Source organism: Agrobacterium sp. SUL3, assembly GCF_001263295.1.
In the GTDB taxonomy this organism is placed as follows: Bacteria; Pseudomonadota; Alphaproteobacteria; order Rhizobiales; family Rhizobiaceae; genus Agrobacterium; species Agrobacterium tomkonis.
In genome coordinates this window covers 188,811-207,570 of the sequence record NZ_KQ414499.1, presented here as the reverse complement: position 1 = coordinate 207,570, position 18,760 = coordinate 188,811, and the positions used below count along the sequence as shown (strand labels likewise).

The following is an 18,760-nucleotide window of genomic DNA, read 5'->3' as shown; positions in this document are numbered from 1 at the left end:
CCTCTGCGAAGCGGCTACAAGGTTGCTATCGAACTGGGTGAATGAAGAGGGCGGCATGTCGGGACATTTCAATTATATCGTCGTGGGTCGCGGCATGATGGGTGCCGCCGCCGCCCGACATCTGGCCGAAACGGTGGATGGCGTGGCGCTGATCGGCCCGGGTGAACCCGCCGATATCAAATCACATCATGGCGTTTTCGCCAGTCACTATGATGAAGCGCGGATTACCCGCACCATCGATGGTGATGCCGACTGGGCGCTGCTCGCCAACCGCTCGATTGCGCGTTATGCCGATATTGCCGCGAGAAGCGGCGTGGAATTTTACGCGCCGGTCGGTTGCCTGATGGTGGGGCCTCAGCGGGGCGGGGATAATCCGTTTGTCGATGATGTTCGCGAAGCGGCGACGCGGCTCGGTGTTGCGACGGAATTGCTGGATGGCGAAAGCCTGAAAAGCCGGTTTCCCTATTTTTCCTTCGAACCGGGCTGTGAAGGCGTGTTCGAAAGGGACAATGCCGGTTACGTCAACCCGCGTGGGCTGGTGAAGGCGCAGGCCATTCTGGCGGAAAAGGCCGGTGTTACGCTGATCGACGATATCGTCGTCTCGACGCGGGAAGAGGATGGCCGCGCTTCGGTGCAGACGGCTTCGGGGGCGGTTTATACCGCAGATCGGGTGCTGGTGGCGGCCGGCGGTTTCTCGATTACGAAAGATTTGCTGCCGCAACCGGTCGAACTCAATGTCTATGCGCGGACCGTCGCTTTCTTCGAGGTTGATGAAGCAGATCTTGGGCAATATGCCGCTATGCCGTCGCTGATCTACGAGCCGCACGACACCGCGAAACATATCTATCTTCTGCCGCCGGTGCGGTATCCCGATGGCAAATTCTATCTCAAAATCGGTGGTGATCCCGACGACAAGGCGGTTGGCAGCGATCCGGAAATCCGGGAATGGTTCCGGTCCGGCGGACGTGAAAGCGTGCGTGATCACCTGTCGGCCATCGTCGGAACGCTGGTACCTGCCGTCGATCTTTCGCGTGTTTCGATGGCCGCCTGCGTCGTCTCCAAAACGCGGAGCGGTTATCCCGCCATCGGCTTTACCGCCTCGCCGCGTATCGCGGTTCTGACCGGCGGCAATGGAACCGCGGCCAAGAGTTCCGATGAGATCGGGCGGCTGGGTGCCGCACTGCTGCGGGATGGAGAAATCGCCGATGGTGCTTTCACGACGGATTTCACGCCCGCATTTCTTTGATCCTTGATTGCGCTTTTCGGTGGCTTTCGCTCCAGAACATGGTTATGCAGCCCATGCCAGTTGGCCGGGCAGCCGCGCTTTACCAATGTCGAAAGACGGTAAGGTGAGGAAAGTCCGGGCTCCACGGAAATACGGTGCCGGATAACGTCCGGCGGGGGTGACCCCAGGGAAAGTGCCACAGAGAGCAAACCGCCATGCCTTGCATGGTAAGGGTGAAAGGGTGGGGTAAGAGCCCACCGCGCCGCTGGTGACAGTGGTGGCAAGGTAAACCCCACCGGGAGCAAGACCGAATAGGGATGACACGGGACGGGCGAAAGCCCGTTTACAGCCGGTTTCCGGGTCCGTCATCCGGGTGGGTTGCGCGAGGCGGCATGCAAATGCCGTCCCAGATGAATGGCTGCCACGTTCCGGGTCAAACCGGAGCCATACAGAACCCGGCTTACAGGCCAACTGGCGAATTTTCCTACCTGTGTGCGATGCTCCGCTGCTAATCCGGAGCATTTGCGGTGAAGGTGATCACTTTCTGCGACGCGTGCTCATTCGGGTTTCGCGATACGGATGGGACGGGTTCCGACCGGGGCGCCGGTCACGCGATCTATGGTGACGGGATCGATTTCCGTTCCGGTCTCAGCGTCGAAAAAACGGGTTACCTCACCGCCGCCGCGATGCTTGTTTCCCCATGCGCCAATTGCAAACAGCACCGGCAGAAAATCGCGACCGGCTTCCGTCAACATATATTCGTAGCGTGGCGGACGATCGGAATAACGGCGTTTCACCAGTAATCCCTCTTCGGTCAGCGATGAAAGCCGCGCCGTCAGCATCGTCGGCGCGATGCCGAGGCTCTTGCGAAAATCATCGAAGCGGGTGAGGCCCGCATGGGCATCGCGCATGATCAGCATGCTCCAGGCATCGCCGACAAGGGCGAGGCTGCGGGCGATGAGGCAGGGCTGGTCCGAGAGATTTTTCATGTCGATATCTTTTTAGTAGTGACTTTGTATCGATTTGATAGTAACTCAATGCTCATTGTTGTTCCATAACAAAATGAAAGTGGACGCAGATGAGCAAGACAGAACGCGGCATCGCCCTGGTGACGGGCGCATCCTCCGGCATCGCCCTGGTGACGGGCGCATCCTCCGGCATCGGGCTGGTGACGGCGCAGGCGCTCCGGCGCGACGGTTACCGTGTGTTCGGCACCAGCCGAAAGCCGATGCCCGATATCGAGGATGGAATTTCGATGCTGGTCTGCGACGTTACCGACGATGCGTCCGTGCGGCGCGCGGTGGATGAGGTTTTGAGCCGTGCGGGAAGGATCGATCTTCTCGTCAACAATGCCGGGATCGGATTGCTGGGCGGTGCGGAGGAATCGACGACGGAGCAGGCGAAGGCCGTATTCGACGTCAACGTATTCGGCGTCATGAGAATGACGAACGCCGTCCTGCCCGTCATGAGGCGGCAGCGTCGCGGCCGTATCGTCAACCTCAGCTCCATCCTTGGGCTGATTCCTGCCCCCTATAATGCGCTCTACGCCTCGACCAAACACGCCGTCGAAGGTTATTCGGAATCCCTTGATCACGAAGTGCGGACGCAGGGCATCCGCATCGTGCTTGTCGAGCCTGGCGTTACCCGCACCCCCTTTGAAGAGAACATCACGCGGCCTGACCGGCCACTTGCGATTTACGATACCGTTCGCGCGGACGCCGAGAAACTGATGCGTGACGTCATTGGAAAGGGCGATGCCCCGGAGGTGGTCGCAAAAGTCGTTCTAGAGGCTGCCAATGCGACATCGCCGAAACGGCGCTATACTGCCGGAAAAGCTGCGGGGCAGGCGCGCTTCATCCGCCGTTTCCTGCCTGAGTCCTTCGTCGACAGGAGCTTTCGGAAATTCAGCAGACTTGCCGATTGAGCTTTTATTGCCGGTGCCGGCCGCAGAAACGAGAGTTAGTCCGATGAAATCATTTCTGATCGATCGCTACAAGAAAGGCGGCGCATTGCGGCTCGGCGAAATCCCCGAGCCGGAATTGCGCGCAAACGACGTTCTGGTCGAAATCCGCGCCGCCAGCGTCAACCTTCTGGACAACAAGATCAGGGACGGAGAGTTCAAGCTCATCCTGCCGTACCGCCTTCCGCTGGTGCTGGGCAACGATGTGGCGGGTGTTGTGGTCCGCGCCGGCGCCAATGTCCGCAAATTCAAGCCCGGTGACGAGGTCTATGCCCGTCCGGACCAGGCGCGTATCGGGACATTTGCCGAGTATATTGCCATCGATGAGGCCGATGTGGCGATGAAGCCGAATAATCTGACCATGGAAGAGGCGGCATCCTTGCCGCTTGTCGCCTTGACCGCGTGGCAGGTGCTTGTCGAGCGGGCCAATGTGCAGAAGGGACAGAAGGTGCTGATCCATGCCGGCTCCGGCGGCGTGGGCACTATCGCGATCCAGCTTGCCAAACATCTCGGGGCTTATGTGGCCACAACCACGAGTACAGCCAACGTGGATCTGGTAAAAAGTCTCGGTGCAGACGTCGTGGTCGACTACAAGAAGGAAGACTTCGAAAAAGTGCTGCACGGTTATGATGTCGTGATGAACAGCCTCGGAAAGGACACGCTGGAAAAATCCATTGCGGTGCTGAAGCCGGGCGGCAAGCTGATTTCGATTTCCGGCCCACCCGATCCGGATTTCGCACGGCAGAATGGCTCCGGCTGGCCGCTTCGGCAGGTCATGCGCCTGTTGAGCCTTGGCATCAGGAGGAAATCGAAACGCCGGGGGATCGGCTATTCTTTTCTCTTCATGACTGCGAATGGCGGGCAGCTTGAAAAGATTACCGCTCTGATCGAGGCGGGCCACATACGTCCGGTGATGGATCGGATATTCCCGTTCGAAAAGACCAATGAGGCATTGGACTATATCCAGACCGGTCGTGCGAAGGGCAAGGTCGTCATTGCGGTGAAGTGACGTTTGCGGTCCGTGGGGCCAGCAATTCCTTTTGCAGTTCGATTGCCGGGCAAATTTGGGGCCGATTCCCGGCTTATCGGGCGGCCCTTGAAGCCATCAGGCCTTTTGCCGAAGTGTTTCCGATGAAGTATGACGCTGCATCCCCGTCGCCGGTGGCGCAGAGCGCAATCGTGACGTGGCTTTCTGTCCATTCCGGCTGAGGCCGTGAGCCGGACGAAGAGGCGCCTTCGTCCGGCCGGCGATCAAAAGCGGCGCCGCCGAAATCATTTCCTTGTTTCAAAACGGAAAAATGTCGATCTCACCGCGCTTTGGCGTGCCGTGAAAAAGCGTCTTTGCGGCCGAAGTAAACCATTCGTTAAACTTAACGGCTTATGAATTTCCGATGCGAAGTCGGTATCGTGCCGGCTTCTCCCATTGACGCCCATAGTGTCCCATGATATCCCAAATACACACCACACTGGGTCGTGTTTTTGACCCGCAATCGCTGAAACGAGTGAGGAGCCTGCAAGGGGCTGCTGCAGGGCATGTTGCCCTGGCGCTTGGCGATGTGTCGTGCGTACCGGTGTTGTCTGTGGGGCGGATGGTTCGTCTGGCGGATTGCGGTTTGGGCGAGTTGAGTAATGGACCGCTTTTTATCGAACGTAACGAACAGGATCGACGCCAAGGGGCGCGTTTCGGTTCCGTCTCCGTTTCGTTCGGTGCTGGTGAGGCGCGGTATCCAGGAGCTTTATTGCCTTCAGGATTTCGCTTTCCCGGCAATCAGTGTCGGCGGTCCGGATTTGCTGGAGCGCTACGAGCGGCAGATCGCATCCATGGATGCCTTCTCGCCGGAAGCGAACGCGATGTCGCTGCTGGTTCACGGCGGCGGTGTCTTCATGAAGCTCGACCAGGAAGGTCGGTTGATGGTGACGGATTTCGTGCGGGAATTTACCGGCATATCCACCGAGGTCACCTTCGTCGGACGGGCGGATCATTTTCAGCTTTGGCAACCGAATGCGTTTTTGGGCGCGCAGGCGGAAGCAAGAGCGGGGCGCGGTTTTTCGGCTGCTCGCCCCGCATAGGACGGGGACACGGAATGGCGGCGAATTCTGGCGGACGATCTTCTGATGCCGATAGCGGACCTCAGCGTCACATCCCTGTCCTGCTTCGCGAAGTCATTGCCGCGCTTGAACCCGCATCCGGAAAGATCATCCTTGATGGCACTTTCGGTGCCGGCGGCTACACCCAGGCCATTCTCGATCAGGGCGCCAACGTCATCGCGCTTGACCGCGATCCGACCGCGATAGCCGGCGGTCAGGCGATGGTTGCCGCCAATGGCGGCAGGTTAAACCTCATTCAATCGCAATTTTCCGATCTGGCGAGGCACGCGCCGGAAGGCGGCCTTGACGGCGTCGTTCTCGATATCGGCGTTTCCTCCATGCAGATCGACGAGGCCGAGCGCGGTTTTTCCTTCCAGAAGAATGGCCCGCTCGACATGCGCATGTCCGCTTCCGGCGTTTCGGCGGCGGATGTCGTCAATCGCGCGAAAGTCGGTGATCTCATCCGCATCTTCGGTTTTCTCGGTGAAGAAAAACAGCCGGGCCGCATCGCCCGCGCCATCGAGAAGAGGAGGGCAGACGAGCCCTTCCGCACCACGCGCGATCTTGCGGGTCTCATCGAGATCGTCACGCCGCGCAAGGCGAAAGACAAGATCCATCCTGCGACGCGGGTGTTTCAGGCGCTTCGGGTTTTCGTCAATGACGAACTCGGCGAGTTGGCGCAGGCGCTTTTCGCTGCAGAGCGGTCCTTGAAGCCCGGTGGTCGCCTGGTAGTCGTCACCTTCCATTCGCTGGAAGACCGCATCGTCAAGAAATTCTTCTCCGACCGTTCGGGCAAGGCCGCCGGTTCCCGGCACCTGCCGATGGTCGAAGACAAGCCCGCCATTTTCGACAATATCGGCAAGCCGATGATCGCCGCCAGCGATGCGGAGGCGGAACTCAATCCGCGTGCCCGCTCAGCCAAGCTGCGGGCCGGTCTGCGCACGACCGCGCCAGCGCGCGCGGCGGATTTCTCGATCTTCGAGCTTCCCGATCTCGCCAGCCTTGAAAAGATGGGAGGCTGATATGCTGCGTACTTTCGATGTCATCTTGATGGGGGTCATGGTCGCGGCGGCCGTCGTCACCTATTCGATCAAGCACAAGGCCGATCTGAAGCTCGAAGAGGTCCGCAAGCTCGAGGCCGAAATCAAGCTTGAAAAGGATACGATCGATTTGCTGCGGGCCGACTGGGCGCTCTTGACGCAGCCGAACCGTCTGCATCGTCTGGTCAATGCCTATCAGGACGAGCTTGGTCTTTCGCCGACGCTGCCAACACAATTGGCGCAGCCGCGCGAGCTGCCCATGCTGCGCTCGCAATTGCCGCAACCGCCTGAGCCGGAAGGCATGAGCGTCGAGGATGTGATTGCCGCTGCCGTCAACGGTTCCAAGCCGGGCGCGACGCTTGGCGCGGCCACCAAAAAGAAGTCGCCGCCGGCGGGCCAGATCGCCGCCAATGGCGCCCCGGTTCCGACGCCGCGGGCACGCGTTTCCCGTCCCCCAGCGGCTCCGGCCGTCTCCGCCGTTGCCGGTGATGAAACCGATGACATGGATGACACGATAACAGGATCGGTGAACCGCTGATGTCTTTTCTCTCCCGCGTCATGGTTTTGAAGAGCAAGGCTCATTTTTCCGCCAGCACGACCGGCGTTTATACCGACCATGCGGCTTTCGAGGGCGCCCGCAAGAAAAGGGCGGCGCAGGCGAAGAGCCGCGTCGGCCTGATCATTTTCGGATTCGTCGCTTTTTACGGCGTCGTGGGCGGCCGTCTGGTGCAATATGGCATGGCGGAACAGGAAACCGTTTCGAGCATCGCACCCGCAGACCGGCTGATGGCGTCGCGCCCGGACCTTCTCGATCGCAACGGCGAGGTTCTCGCCACCGATATCCGCACTGTCTCTCTATTTGCCGAGCCGCATCGCATTGTCGATATCGACGAGGCGATCGAGAAGCTGCGCACCGTTCTGCCTGATCTCGATCAGCGCGGCACCTATCAGAAGCTCACCTCAAATTCCCGTTTCCAATGGCTGCGTCGTCAGTTGACGCCCAAACAGCAGAGCCAGATTCTGGCGCTCGGTATTCCCGGTGTGGGATTCCGCCCGGAAAAACGCCGGTTCTATCCGGGTGGGCCAACGGCTGCCCATGTCGTCGGTCATGTGAACATCGACAATCGCGGCGTGGCGGGTATGGAGCGTTATGTCGACAATCAGGGACTTGCCGATCTGACGGCGCTTGGCATGACCAGCGATCAACCGCTGGAACCGGTAAAGCTTTCGATCGATCTGCGCGTGCAGTCCATCGTGCGTGAAGTCGTAACGTCGGCGATCGCCAAGTTCCAGGCAATCGGCGCCGGTGCCGTGGTGCTGGACGTGCATACGGGTGAAGTTCTCGCCATGGCCTCGGTGCCGGATTACGATCCGAACAACCCGGCCGAAGGGGCGAAAGAGGGCTGGCTCAACCGCATGTCGAACGGTACCTTCGAAATGGGGTCGACCTTCAAGTCCTTCACCATCGCCATGGGCCTCGATTCGGGTCGTGTGCGTCTGGGTGACAGTTTCGACGCCCGTTATCCGATCCGGATCGGTGGTTTCACCATCAAGGACTTCCACGGCAAGAACCGCGTTTTGTCGGTGCCGGAAATCTTCCAGTTTTCGTCCAATATCGGTACGGCCAAGATCGCCGACACCGTCGGAACCGAAGGCCACAAGGAGTTTCTGACGAAGCTTGGACTTTTGACCCGCATGCAGACGGAATTGCCGGAGGTAGCGCTGCCATCGCAGCCGCGTGAATGGAAAAAGATCAACTCCATCACCATTTCCTTCGGTCACGGCGTTTCGACGACACCGCTGCAGACGGCGGTTGCCGGGGCTGCACTCGTCAATGGCGGCAAGCTGATCGAGCCGACCTTCCTGCCGCGCACCCGCGAACAGGCCGATATGGTGGCAAAGCAGGTTCTGAAGCCCACCACCAGCAAGGACATGCGCTTCCTGTTTGAATGGAACGGCGTGAACGGGTCCGGCCGCAATGCGCGCGTCGACGGTTTTAACGTCGGCGGCAAGACCGGCACGGCGGACAAGGTCGTCAATGGCCGTTATGTGCGCGACAAGAACTTCAACGCCTTCCTGTCGGCTTTCCCGATCGACGACCCGCAATATGTGGTGTTGACCTTCATTGATGAACCGAAGACGGACAAGGGCAATGGCGCAGCACTCGCCGGCACGTCCGCAGCGCCGATGGTGCGCGATATCATCGCCCGCACGGCGGCAGTGCTGGGTGTGAAGCCGAAGTTCGGCAAGGATGGCTCGGCCTTGCTCGTGTCTTATTGATTGTTAGAGCTTATGATGTTCCGGCGATTCGCGCCGGGGGGACAAGACGGACACAGTCGATGAATTTGCGAGATATATCCGGAAACGCGTTTCCGGAATTGAAAGAATTGCTCCTGTCTGAGATCGGGGCGATCGAAATCGGGGGAATAACGGCAGACAGCCGCAAGGTTCAGCCCGGCAGCCTGTTCGTGGCGGTTGCGGGCACGAAGGCGGATGGTGCGGCCTATGTGAAGGACGCGGTTGCCAAGGGTGCGGTTGCCGTCGTTTCTGCACATGCGGTGCAAGCTGACGTGCCGGTGCTGGCCGTTACGGACCCGCGCCTCTATCTCTCCCTTGCCGCAGCCCGGTTCTACGGAAAACAGCCTGAAACCATGGTTGCGGTCACCGGCACGGCTGGAAAGACTTCGGTCGCCTCTTTCGTGCGGCAGATCTGGGCCTTTGCCGGCCATGCCGCCGCACAGATTGGCACGACGGGTGTCATTGCGCCCGGCCGCGAGGATTATGGCGCGCTGACGACGCCCGACCCTGTGACATTGCATGCACTTCTGGCCGAGCTTGCCTCCGAAGGCGTAACGCACGCTGCGATGGAGGCTTCGAGCCACGGCCTCGACCAGCGCCGCCTCGATGGCGTGAAGCTTGCAGCGGCCGGTTTCACAAATCTCGGCCGCGATCACATGGATTATCATCCGACAGTTGAGGACTATATGGCCGCGAAGATGCGGCTGTTCGACACGTTGATGGAAAAAGGTGCGCCGGCGGTGATCTTTGCCGACGATCCCTGGTCGCAGCAGGCGATCCGCGCCGCTGGTGATGCGGGCCTTGATATTCGCACTGTCGGCCGCAAGGGCGATTACCTGGCGCTGAAACGGGTGGAGCATTTCCGTCATAAACAGATGATCGAAGTGCATCATGACGGCGTGATTTACGAAGTCGATATTCCGCTCGCCGGCGATTTTCAGGTGGCCAACGCTCTCGTGGCGGCCGGCCTTGCCATGTCCACCGGCGTTTCCGCCACTGTAGCGATGAAGGCGCTTGAAAAGCTGATCGGCGCTGCCGGTCGTCTGGAACTCGTGGGCCAGACGAAGAACGGCGCGCTTGCCTATGTGGATTATGCCCATAAGCCGGATGCGCTGGAGAATGTGCTGACCTCGGTCAGACCTTTCACTTCAGGCCGTATTATCACCGTCTTTGGCTGTGGCGGCGACCGCGACAAGGGCAAACGCCCGATCATGGGTGAAGTAGCGACGCGGCTTTCCGACATCGTCATCGTCACCGATGACAATCCGCGCTCGGAGGATGCCGCAACGATCCGGTCCGAAGTCATGGCGGCGGCGCCGGGTGCAGTGGAAATCGGCGACAGGTCGCAGGCGATCCACCATGCGGTGTCGCTGCTTTCAAACGGCGATACGCTGATCGTCGCGGGCAAGGGGCATGAAGAGGGGCAGATCGTCGGTTCCGTGACACTGCCGTTTTCCGATCATGAACAGGTGCGCGCTGCGCTGGAAGGATTGAAGATTTGAGCTGGTTATGGACAGTCGCCGATATGATCGCCATCACGGCAGGACGCCCGGTGGGCAACCTGCCGACCGGAATCACCGGCATTTCCATCGACAGCCGGACCGTTAAACCCGGAGAGGCCTTCTTCGCCATCAAGGGTGATCGGGTCGATGGCCATGATTATACCAGCTTTGCCGTTGCAAATGGTGCCGGCCTTCTGGTCGTGGCCGAAGGCAAGCTGCCGGCGCTCGGCCGGCTGACCGTGCCGATGATCGTGGTGGAGGATGTTCTCGCCGCACTCGGCAAGCTCGCCATCGCGGCGCGTGAAAGAACGTCGGCGCGTATCATCGCGGTGACCGGTTCGGTCGGCAAGACGACGACTAAGGAGATGCTTCGGCAGGCTCTGGAGCCGTCGGGCCGGGTTCACGCGGCGGTCGCTTCCTTCAACAATCATTGGGGTGTGCCGCTGACGCTGGCGCGCATGCCCGCTGATACCGAATTCGGCGTGTTCGAAATCGGCATGAACCATTCCGGCGAAATCCGCCCGCTGGTGAAGATGGTACGCCCGCATGTGGCGATCATCACCACCATCGCTGCTGCCCATCTCGGCAATTTCAAGAACATAGAAGAAATCGCAGCCGCCAAGGCGGAGATATTCGAAGGTCTGGAGGAGGGCGGCTCCGTCATCCTCAACCGCGACAACGCCCAGTTCGAGCAGCTTGAAGAGGTCGCGCAGGAACAGGGCATCGAGCATGTTCTGACCTTCGGGCAGCATGCAAAAGCCGATTTTCGGCTTGCCGATTTCGAAAGCACGCCTTCGGGTTCAACCATCTGGGCGATCGTGAACGGCGAGACCAGCGAATTGCACCTGAACGTTCCCGGTCGTCACATTGCCGACAATGCCATGGCCGTGCTTGGTGCTGTTGCCGTGACCGGCGCCAATCTCGACCGGGCTTTTGAGGCGCTTGGAACACTCGAGGCGGTGAAAGGGCGTGGCCAGCGCCACCGGCTGACAATCGACGGCGGCTCCTTCTTACTCATCGACGAGAGCTATAATGCCAATCCGGCTTCGATGCGGGCGGCGATTGCCGTGCTGGCGGAGACCGAAACGCAGGGCCACGGCCGGCGCGTTGCAGTTCTCGGCGACATGCTGGAAATGGGTGAATTTTCCGCGCAGCTGCATGAGGAGCTGGCCGGGCCGTTGCTTGCGGCGGGTATCGAACATGTCTGGCTGGCGGGAGAGGCGATGGCCGCTCTTCGCGATGCGTTGCCGGACAGCGTCACCGTCATCTGGTTCCCGACAACAGTGGAACTCACCGATTTCGCCCTGCAATGGGTGCAACCGGGAGACGCGCTCATGGTAAAATCGTCACTGGGGCTTGGTTTCGGCAAGATTGTCGCCGCCCTGCTTGACAAGTATCCGGCATTCCCCGAGACGGAACGCCAAGTCTGAAATAGCCTTTTGAAAGGGCAAATATGCTGATCTGGCTCGTCGAACTGTCGGATAAAGTTCAAGTCTTCAACCTCTTCCGGTACATCACCTTCCGGGCGGGTGCCGCAATGTTCACCTCTGCGTTGATCGTCTTCCTGTTCGGGCCGGCGATCATCAACTCGCTGCGCGTTCGCCAGGGCAAAGGCCAGCCGATCCGCGCCGACGGGCCGCAGACCCATTTCAAGAAGGCCGGTACGCCGACCATGGGCGGGTTGATGATCCTTGCCGGTATTCTCGGTGGTTCGCTGCTCTGGGGTGACCTGTCGAATGTCTATGTCGTCGCCGTTTTGATGGTGACGCTCGGTTTCGGCGCAATCGGCTTTTACGACGATTATCTCAAGGTGACGAAGCAGAGCGACAAGGGTTTTTCCGGCAAGGCTCGTCTCGGCATCGAATTCGTGATCGCGGCGATTGCCGTGTTCTTCATGATGAAGATGGCGCTTGCTTCCGCGCCGCATGGCGGCACGCTCGGCAGCTCCATCGCCTTTCCTTTCTTCAAGGAATTCGTGATCAATCTGAGTTACTTCTTTGTGCTGTTCGGTGCTTTTGTCATCGTCGGTGCTGGCAATGCGGTGAACCTGACGGATGGCCTCGATGGTCTCGCCATCGTGCCGGTGATGATCGCTGCTGCCACTTTCGGCGTGATTGCCTATCTCGCCGGCAACGCGGTTTTCGCCAATTACCTTCAGATCAATTTCGTGCCCGGCACCGGTGAACTTGCCGTCATCGTCGGTGCGGTCATCGGCGCGGGCCTCGGTTTCCTGTGGTTCAACGCGCCGCCCGCCGCCATCTTCATGGGCGACACGGGTTCGCTGGCGCTCGGCGGTCTTATCGGCTCCATCGCCGTCGCCACCAAGCATGAGATCGTCATGGTCATCGTCGGTGGCCTGTTCGTCATGGAGACGCTGTCGGTCATCATTCAGGTGTTCTGGTTCAAGCGCACCGGCCGGCGCGTTTTCCTGATGGCGCCGATTCACCACCATTTCGAGAAAAAGGGCTGGACGGAAAGCCAGGTGGTGATCCGTTTCTGGATCATCTCCGTGGGTCTCGCGCTGCTTGGCCTCGCCACCCTGAAGCTGAGGTGAGCGATGATCCCGGTCACGTCGTTCAAAGGTAGGAAAGTCGCTCTCTTCGGGCTTGGCGGTTCAGGTCTCGTCACGGCCCGGGCGCTGGTTGCCGGTGGTGCGGAAGTCGTCGCTTTCGACGACAATCCCGACAGCGTTGCGAAGGCGCAGGCCGAAGGCATCACGACGGCGGACCTTCGAACGATAGACTGGCCCTCGTTTTCTTCCTTCGTGCTGGCGCCCGGCGTGCCGTTGACGCATCCAAAGCCGCACTGGTCGGTGGACCTTGCGAAAGCAGCGGGCGTTGAGATCATCGGCGACATCGAGCTTTTCATTCGCGAGCGCCGCGCCCATGCGCCGGATTGCCCCTTCATCGCGATTACCGGCACCAACGGCAAGTCCACGACGACGGCGCTGATCGCCCATATTCTGAAGGCTTCGGGCCGCGATACGCAGCTCGGCGGCAATATCGGCACGGCGGTGCTGAGCCTCGATCCGCCGAAAGCGCAACGTTTTTACGTCGTCGAATGCTCGTCCTATCAGATCGATGTCGCACCGACGATTAACCCGACCGCCGGTATCCTGCTCAATCTGACGCCTGATCATCTCGACCGGCACGGGACGATGCAGCATTATGCCGACGTCAAGGAACGGCTGGTGGCGGGTAGCAACACTGCAATTGTCGGTGTGGATGACAGCCATTCGACGCTGATCGCCGATCGCATCGAGCGCGCCGGCGTCAAGGTGGAGCGCATTTCCAAGCGCAACGTCGTTTCCGAAGGTCTTTATGCCGAAGGCAGCCGCATCCTGCGGGCACATGGCGGCACGTCTTCGCTGCTGGTCGATCTCGACGGTATCCAGACCCTTCGCGGCAGCCACAATGCGCAGAACGCTGCGGCGGCAATCGCCGCCTGCCTTGCGGTCGGCGTTTCCGAAGACGAAGTGCGCGCCGGTCTCAAATCTTTCCCGGGCCTCAAGCATCGCATGCAGCCGGTTGGACGGCGTGGCAACGTCACATTCGTCAATGACAGCAAGGCGACCAATGCGGATGCCGCGGCACCTGCGCTTTCGAGCTATGAGCGGATTTACTGGATCGCCGGCGGTCTTCCCAAGGCGGGTGGCATAACCAGCCTGTCGCCGCTGTTTCCTCACATCGCCAAAGCCTATCTGATCGGTGAAGCGGCGGCGGAATTTGCCGCGACGCTCGGCGAGGCGGTGCCATATGAAATATCCGGCACGCTGGACAAGGCTGTGCAGCATGCGGCGGCAGATGCGGAGAAAGATGCAACGGCCGGCAATGTCGTTATGTTATCCCCGGCTTGCGCAAGCTTCGATCAATATAAGAACTTTGAGATCAGAGGTGATTCGTTCGTCGCACAGGTTGCGGCGCTCGACGGCATGACGATGCTCGTTCACTCTGGAAAAGGGGGCTGAAGGCCATGGTAAGCCGAGTTGATCGCGGTCCGGTTGCGGAATGGTTCTGGACTATCGACCGTTTCTTTCTGGCGGCGTTTGTCGCGCTGATGGGCATAGGCCTGATGTTGTCCTTTGCGGCGTCGCCTGCGGTTGCCGAGCGTATCGGCCTCAACAGCTTCTTCTTCGTCGAACGTCAGGCGATGTTCATGGTGCCGTCTCTGGCGATCATGGTCGGCCTGTCTTTCCTGTCGCCCCGTCAGGTGCGGCGTGTGGCGGTCATCATGCTGATCGCTTCGCTGTTGATGATGATCTTCGCGCTGTTCTTCGGCATTGAGGTCAAGGGTGCACGGCGCTGGATTTCCATCGGCACCTTCTCAATCCAGCCTTCGGAATTCATGAAGCCTGCCTTCGTGATTGTCTGCGCCTGGCTGTTCGCTGAACGGGCGCGTCACCCGGAAATTCCCGGCAATCTCTTCGCCATCATCACTTTCGGCATCGTGGCGGCACTTCTGATCGCCCAGCCGGACTTCGGCCAGACGATCCTGACCTCGGTTGTCTGGGGCGGCATGTTCTTCATGGCGGGCGTGCCGTGGTTCTGGATCATCATGCTCGGCGGTGTCGGTGTCGGCGGCATCATTTCCGCCTATCTGATGTTGCCGCACGTGGCTGGCCGTATCGACCGTTTCTGGACCGGCGAAGGCGATACGTTCCAGGTGGATACGGCGCGTGAGGCGATCATTCGCGGCGACTGGTTCGGACGCGGACCGGGCGAGGGCATCGTCAAGCGTATCATTCCCGACAGCCATACCGACTTCATCTTCTCGGTGGCGGCGGAAGAATTCGGCATCATCTTCTGCATGTTCCTGGTGGCCATCTTCGCCTTCATCGTGCTGCGCGGCCTGTCGCACGCCTTCAAGGAAAAGGACGATTTCTGCCGTTTTGCCGTCGCCGGTCTCGTGCTGCAGATCGGCATGCAGTCGATGATTAATATCGGCGTCAATCTGGAGCTGATGCCCGCCAAGGGCATGACGCTGCCTTTGATTTCCTATGGCGGTTCGTCGATGATGGCGATCTGCGTGACCGCCGGCTTCCTTCTGGCGCTGACACGCCACAGACCTGAAAAGCGGGCGCAGGAGCGCAGCTTCTTCCGCGTCGGTTCCGGCGTTCCAGCGGAGTAAACGATCATGAGCAAGGGTATTGTTCTTCTTGCCGCCGGTGGAACCGGCGGCCATGTGTTTCCGGCAGAGGCCCTGGCGCACACGCTGAAAGCGCGTGGTTATCAGGTGCATCTCGTCACTGACAGCCGTGCCGAGCGTTATGCCGGCAAGTTTCCGGCAGATGAAATTCATGTGGTGCCGTCGGCCACCATCGGCTCGAAAAACCCGATTTCCGTGGTGCGTTCGCTCTGGAAGCTGTGGGTAGGTCTTCGTGCGGCGCGTCGGCTGGTTACGAAACTGAAGCCGGTCGCGGTTGTCGGCTTCGGCGGGTATCCCACCGTGCCGCCGCTTCTGGCATCGACCGGGCTTGGCGTTCCCTCAATCATTCATGAGCAGAATGCGGTGATGGGCCGCGCCAACAAGGCGCTGGCAGCGCGGGTGAAGGCAATCGCCGGCGGTTTCCTGCCGCCTGCCAATGGCCAATATTCCGACAAGACGGTGGCGACCGGCAATCCGGTGCGCCCGGCGGTGCTGGCGGCCTCTGAGATTCCCTATACGCCATCGCAGACGGGGGAGCCTTTCCAGCTTGTGGTTTTCGGCGGTAGCCAGGGTGCGCAGTTTTTTTCGAGCGCCGTTCCGGCAGCGATCTGCCTGATGAAGGACGAGCAGCGCAAGCGCGTCGTCGTGACCCAGCAGGCCCGGCCCGAAGACAAAGACAGCGTGATAGCCTCCTACCAGAAGCTCGGTGTGAAGGCTGACGTTTCACCCTTCTTCGGTGACATGGCCTCGCGCATCGCAGAGGCCGATCTCGTTATCAGCCGCTCTGGCGCTTCGACGGTGTCGGAGCTTTCCGTGATCGGTCGTCCGTCGATCCTTGTGCCCTATCCGCATGCGCTCGATCACGATCAGGCGGCCAATGCGGCCGCACTTTCGGCCGCCGGCGGTGCAAGCGTCATCAAGCAGTCGGAACTGTCGCCGCAGAAACTCTCCGGCCTGCTGTCGTCGGCGCTTTCGGAACCGGATCGTCTTTCCTCAACGGCAGCGGCGGCCAAGGCAACCGGAAAACCGCATGCGGCGGAAGTGCTGGCCGATCTGGTGGAGGCGATTGCCGAAGGCCGGTCCGTACAGGAATTTAAAAAGAATAATGAAGGAGTTGGGGCATGAAGATGCCGAAAGCCATAGGCCTTGTTCATTTCATCGGCATAGGCGGGATCGGCATGAGCGGCATTGCCGAAGTGCTTCACAATCTCGGCCATCGCGTTCAGGGATCCGACCAGTCCGATAGCGCCAATGTCCAGCGCCTGCGCGACAAGGGCATCGAGGTTTTTGTCGGCCATACCGCCGATAATCTCGGTGATGCAGAAGTTGTGGTTGTTTCCACCGCCATCAAGAAGAACAATCCGGAATTGATCTCGGCGCGGGAGAAGCACCTGCCGATCGTTCGCCGCGCTGAAATGCTGGCCGAGCTGATGCGCTTCCGCAATGCTATCGCCATCGGTGGCACCCATGGCAAAACCACGACCACCTCCATGGTTGCGACCCTGCTGGAAGCCGGCAATCTCGATCCGACCGTCATCAATGGCGGCATCATCAATGCCTATGGCACCAATGCCCGCATGGGTGAGGGCGAGTGGATGGTGGTGGAGGCCGACGAATCCGATGGTACCTTCCTGAAGCTTCCGGCCGATGTGGCCGTCATTACAAATATCGATCCCGAACATCTGGATCATTACGGCAATTTCGATGCCGTGCGCGCCGCATTCCGGCAGTTCGTTGAAAACGTGCCGTTCTACGGCTTCGGCGTCATGTGTCTCGACCATCCCGAGGTTCAGGCGCTGGTTGGCCGGATCGAGGACCGCAAGGTCATCACCTATGGCGAAAACCCGCAGGCGGATGTGCGGTTTTCGAATGTGCGCATCGACGGCACGCGGTCCATCTTCGATGTGGAAATCCGTCGTCGCCGCACCGGCAAGATATTCTCCTTCACGGATCTCGTTCTGCCGATGCCCGGCCGCCACAATGTTTCGAATGCGACGGCGGCGATTGCCGTTGCCAACCGCCTTGGTATTTCGGAAGCCGACATCAAGAAGGGGCTTGCCTCCTTTGCCGGCGTCAAACGCCGCTTCACGCTGACGGGCGAAGCCAATGGCGTGCAGGTCTTCGACGATTACGGTCATCATCCGGTTGAAATCAAGGCTGTGCTGGCCGCGGCGCGGGAGGCCTGCAAGGGGCGCATCATCGCCGTGCACCAGCCGCACCGCTATAGCCGTCTTTCCAGCCTGTTTGACGATTTCGCGCATTGCTTTAACGATGCTGACACGATTATTCTTGCTCCGGTCTATGCCGCGGGCGAAGATCCGATCGAAGGCGCAAGTTCGGAAGCGCTGGTGTCGGCCATCAAGGCTGCCGGCCACCGCGACGCCCGTTTTCTCGAAAAGCGGGAGGACCTTGCGTCGCAGGTTGCAGCCATTGCGAAACCGGGTGATTTCGTGGTTCTCTTGGGGGCTGGGAATATCACGCAATGGGCAGCGGTGCTGCCTTCGGAATTGAAGAGCATATCAGGAAAGTCTGAATGAGACAGGTCGATGGGGTAAAATTGCTGGGGAGGCTCGGCGACGGGGTAAGGGAATTGCGGGGACGTCTGACACCGGATGCGCCCATGGACCGCGTGACGTGGTTCAGAGCCGGCGGTTTGGCGGAAGTCATGTTCCAGCCGCACGACACTGATGATCTTATTGCCTTCCTGAAAATTCTGCCGGAAGACGTGCCGTTGACCGTGGTCGGCGTCGGCTCGAACCTTCTGGTGCGCGATGGCGGCATTCCGGGCGTCGTCGTCCGTCTGTCCGCCAAGGGTTTCGGCCAGGTGGAGCTTGCCGGCGAGAACCGTATCAAGGCTGGCGCGATCTGCCCGGACAAGCATATTGCCGCCATGGCCATGGATAACGGTATCGGTGGGTTCCATTTCTTTTACGGCATTCCCGGTTCCATCGGTGGCGCGCTGCGCATGAATGCCGGCGCCAATGGCGGCGAGACGCGCGATCGCGTCGTGGAAGTCTATGCGGTCGACCGGCAAGGTAACCAGCATGTGCTTTCCAATGCCGATATGGGCTATAGCTACCGCCATTCCGGCGCCGATGCCGGCCTGATCTTCACCGGTGCGCTGTTTGAAGGTTACCCGGAAGACAAGGCGAAAATCCGCGCCGATATGGACGCCGTGCGCCATCACCGCGAAACCGTGCAGCCGATCCGCGAGCAGACGGGTGGTTCGACCTTCAAGAATCCCGAAGGTCATTCGGCCTGGGAGTTGATCGACGAGGCGGGTGGCCGCGGCCTGGTCATCGGCGGCGCGCAGATGTCATCGCTGCATTGCAATTTCATGATAAATACCGGCCATGCGACCGGCTACGATCTGGAATATCTCGGCGAGACCATCCGCAGGCGGGTATTCGAAAAGTCGGGCATTCGGCTGGAATGGGAAATCAAGCGCCTTGGCCTGTTCATGCCGGGTCGGGAAGTGGAGCCTTTCCTGGGGGCTTGAGAA

The 18,760-nt window shown here is 60.1% G+C and carries 16 protein-coding genes and 1 other RNA gene; 16 read left to right on the top strand and 1 reads right to left on the bottom strand.

Annotated features, from left to right (window positions below; genetic code table 11):
* The first annotated feature begins 55 nt into the window (after positions 1–55).
* Together AKG12_RS04845 and rnpB are read left to right on the top strand one after the other, a co-directional pair.
* Positions 56–1,246 (top strand): NAD(P)/FAD-dependent oxidoreductase, encoded by a 1,191-nt coding sequence (locus AKG12_RS04845; RefSeq protein ID WP_052818020.1) that lies wholly within the window; start codon positions 56–58, stop codon positions 1,244–1,246.
* Positions 1,247–1,302: 56 nt separating this feature from the next.
* Positions 1,303–1,704: RNase P RNA component class A (gene rnpB / locus AKG12_RS07305), an RNA gene on the top strand.
* A 78-nt stretch (positions 1,705–1,782) separates the two neighbouring features.
* Here rnpB and AKG12_RS04840 read toward each other — a convergent pair.
* Entirely contained in the window at positions 1,783–2,214 is a 432-nt protein-coding gene (locus AKG12_RS04840) for a winged helix-turn-helix transcriptional regulator (RefSeq protein WP_052818019.1), read from the bottom strand.
* A gap of 89 nt (positions 2,215–2,303) precedes the next feature.
* On the opposite strand from AKG12_RS04840, the gene AKG12_RS04835 reads away from it, so the two are divergent.
* The 14 genes from AKG12_RS04835 (at position 2,304) to murB (ending at position 18,757) form a co-directional block, all read left to right on the top strand.
* Positions 2,304–3,149 (top strand): oxidoreductase, encoded by an 846-nt coding sequence (locus tag AKG12_RS04835; RefSeq protein WP_052818018.1) that lies wholly within the window; start codon positions 2,304–2,306, stop codon positions 3,147–3,149.
* Positions 3,150–3,192: 43 nt separating this feature from the next.
* Positions 3,193–4,194 (top strand): NADP-dependent oxidoreductase, encoded by a 1,002-nt coding sequence (locus AKG12_RS04830; protein ID WP_052818017.1) that lies wholly within the window; start codon positions 3,193–3,195, stop codon positions 4,192–4,194.
* A gap of 620 nt (positions 4,195–4,814) precedes the next feature.
* A complete protein-coding gene (mraZ, locus tag AKG12_RS04820; RefSeq protein WP_046798055.1) occupies positions 4,815–5,255 on the top strand; it encodes a division/cell wall cluster transcriptional repressor MraZ in 441 nt (146 codons plus the stop codon).
* Between the two features lie 14 nt (positions 5,256–5,269).
* Positions 5,270–6,295, top strand: a complete 1,026-nt coding sequence (rsmH, locus tag AKG12_RS04815) for a 16S rRNA (cytosine(1402)-N(4))-methyltransferase RsmH (protein ID WP_052818015.1) — start codon at positions 5,270–5,272, stop codon at positions 6,293–6,295.
* Between the two features lies 1 nt (position 6,296).
* Positions 6,297–6,851 carry a cell division protein FtsL gene (gene ftsL / locus AKG12_RS04810; protein ID WP_046798057.1) on the top strand — a complete coding sequence of 185 codons (555 nt, stop codon included), beginning with the start codon at positions 6,297–6,299 and terminating at the stop codon, positions 6,849–6,851.
* Positions 6,851–8,593, top strand: coding sequence for a peptidoglycan D,D-transpeptidase FtsI family protein (locus AKG12_RS04805; RefSeq protein ID WP_046798058.1), 1,743 nt, complete (start codon positions 6,851–6,853; stop codon positions 8,591–8,593). Before ftsL ends, AKG12_RS04805 begins: the two co-directional genes overlap by 1 nt.
* A gap of 59 nt (positions 8,594–8,652) precedes the next feature.
* Complete coding sequence (locus AKG12_RS04800; RefSeq protein WP_052818014.1) at positions 8,653–10,113, top strand: UDP-N-acetylmuramoyl-L-alanyl-D-glutamate--2,6-diaminopimelate ligase; 1,461 nt, start codon at positions 8,653–8,655, stop codon at positions 10,111–10,113.
* Positions 10,110–11,543, top strand: coding sequence for a UDP-N-acetylmuramoylalanyl-D-glutamyl-2,6-diaminopimelate--D-alanyl-D-alanine ligase (locus AKG12_RS04795; protein WP_046798060.1), 1,434 nt, complete (start codon positions 10,110–10,112; stop codon positions 11,541–11,543). The genes AKG12_RS04800 and AKG12_RS04795 overlap by 4 nt, the downstream gene beginning before the upstream one ends.
* Before the next feature lie 23 nt (positions 11,544–11,566).
* Positions 11,567–12,667, top strand: a complete 1,101-nt coding sequence (gene mraY / locus AKG12_RS04790; protein ID WP_046798061.1) for a phospho-N-acetylmuramoyl-pentapeptide-transferase — start codon at positions 11,567–11,569, stop codon at positions 12,665–12,667.
* 3 nt (positions 12,668–12,670) lie between these two features.
* Positions 12,671–14,080 carry a UDP-N-acetylmuramoyl-L-alanine--D-glutamate ligase gene (gene murD, locus AKG12_RS04785; protein ID WP_052818013.1) on the top strand — a complete coding sequence of 470 codons (1,410 nt, stop codon included), beginning with the start codon at positions 12,671–12,673 and terminating at the stop codon, positions 14,078–14,080.
* Between the two features lie 5 nt (positions 14,081–14,085).
* A complete protein-coding gene (gene ftsW / locus AKG12_RS04780; RefSeq protein WP_046798063.1) occupies positions 14,086–15,240 on the top strand; it encodes a putative lipid II flippase FtsW in 1,155 nt (384 codons plus the stop codon).
* 6 nt (positions 15,241–15,246) lie between these two features.
* The gene (gene murG / locus AKG12_RS04775; protein WP_052818012.1) at positions 15,247–16,383 is read left to right on the top strand and encodes an undecaprenyldiphospho-muramoylpentapeptide beta-N-acetylglucosaminyltransferase; all 1,137 of its coding nucleotides are present in this window, start codon (positions 15,247–15,249) and stop codon (positions 16,381–16,383) included.
* Positions 16,380–17,795, top strand: a complete 1,416-nt coding sequence (gene murC / locus AKG12_RS04770; RefSeq protein WP_052818011.1) for a UDP-N-acetylmuramate--L-alanine ligase — start codon at positions 16,380–16,382, stop codon at positions 17,793–17,795. The genes murG and murC overlap by 4 nt, the downstream gene beginning before the upstream one ends.
* Positions 17,792–18,757, top strand: a complete 966-nt coding sequence (gene murB, locus AKG12_RS04765; protein ID WP_052818010.1) for a UDP-N-acetylmuramate dehydrogenase — start codon at positions 17,792–17,794, stop codon at positions 18,755–18,757. Before murC ends, murB begins: the two co-directional genes overlap by 4 nt.
* The last annotated feature ends 3 nt before the right edge of the window (positions 18,758–18,760 follow it).

Bases quoted from the DNA above. Each gene is read 5' to 3' on its own strand.
- ftsL (WP_046798057.1), top strand. From the start codon at position 6,297: ATGCTGCGTACTTTCGATGTCATCTTGATGGGGGTCATGGTCGCGGCG.
- murG (WP_052818012.1), top strand. From the start codon at position 15,247: ATGAGCAAGGGTATTGTTCTTCTTGCCGCCGGTGGAACCGGCGGCCAT.
- mraZ (WP_046798055.1), top strand. From the start codon at position 4,815: ATGGACCGCTTTTTATCGAACGTAACGAACAGGATCGACGCCAAGGGG.
- mraY (WP_046798061.1), top strand. From the start codon at position 11,567: ATGCTGATCTGGCTCGTCGAACTGTCGGATAAAGTTCAAGTCTTCAAC.
- AKG12_RS04805 (WP_046798058.1), top strand. From the start codon at position 6,851: ATGTCTTTTCTCTCCCGCGTCATGGTTTTGAAGAGCAAGGCTCATTTT.
- AKG12_RS04845 (WP_052818020.1), top strand. From the start codon at position 56: ATGTCGGGACATTTCAATTATATCGTCGTGGGTCGCGGCATGATGGGT.
- murD (WP_052818013.1), top strand. From the start codon at position 12,671: ATGATCCCGGTCACGTCGTTCAAAGGTAGGAAAGTCGCTCTCTTCGGG.
- ftsW (WP_046798063.1), top strand. From the start codon at position 14,086: ATGGTAAGCCGAGTTGATCGCGGTCCGGTTGCGGAATGGTTCTGGACT.
- AKG12_RS04840 (WP_052818019.1), bottom strand. From the start codon at position 2,214: ATGAAAAATCTCTCGGACCAGCCCTGCCTCATCGCCCGCAGCCTCGCC.
- murB (WP_052818010.1), top strand. From the start codon at position 17,792: ATGAGACAGGTCGATGGGGTAAAATTGCTGGGGAGGCTCGGCGACGGG.
- rsmH (WP_052818015.1), top strand. From the start codon at position 5,270: ATGGCGGCGAATTCTGGCGGACGATCTTCTGATGCCGATAGCGGACCT.
- AKG12_RS04830 (WP_052818017.1), top strand. From the start codon at position 3,193: ATGAAATCATTTCTGATCGATCGCTACAAGAAAGGCGGCGCATTGCGG.
- murC (WP_052818011.1), top strand. From the start codon at position 16,380: ATGAAGATGCCGAAAGCCATAGGCCTTGTTCATTTCATCGGCATAGGC.
- AKG12_RS04835 (WP_052818018.1), top strand. From the start codon at position 2,304: ATGAGCAAGACAGAACGCGGCATCGCCCTGGTGACGGGCGCATCCTCC.
- AKG12_RS04800 (WP_052818014.1), top strand. From the start codon at position 8,653: ATGAATTTGCGAGATATATCCGGAAACGCGTTTCCGGAATTGAAAGAA.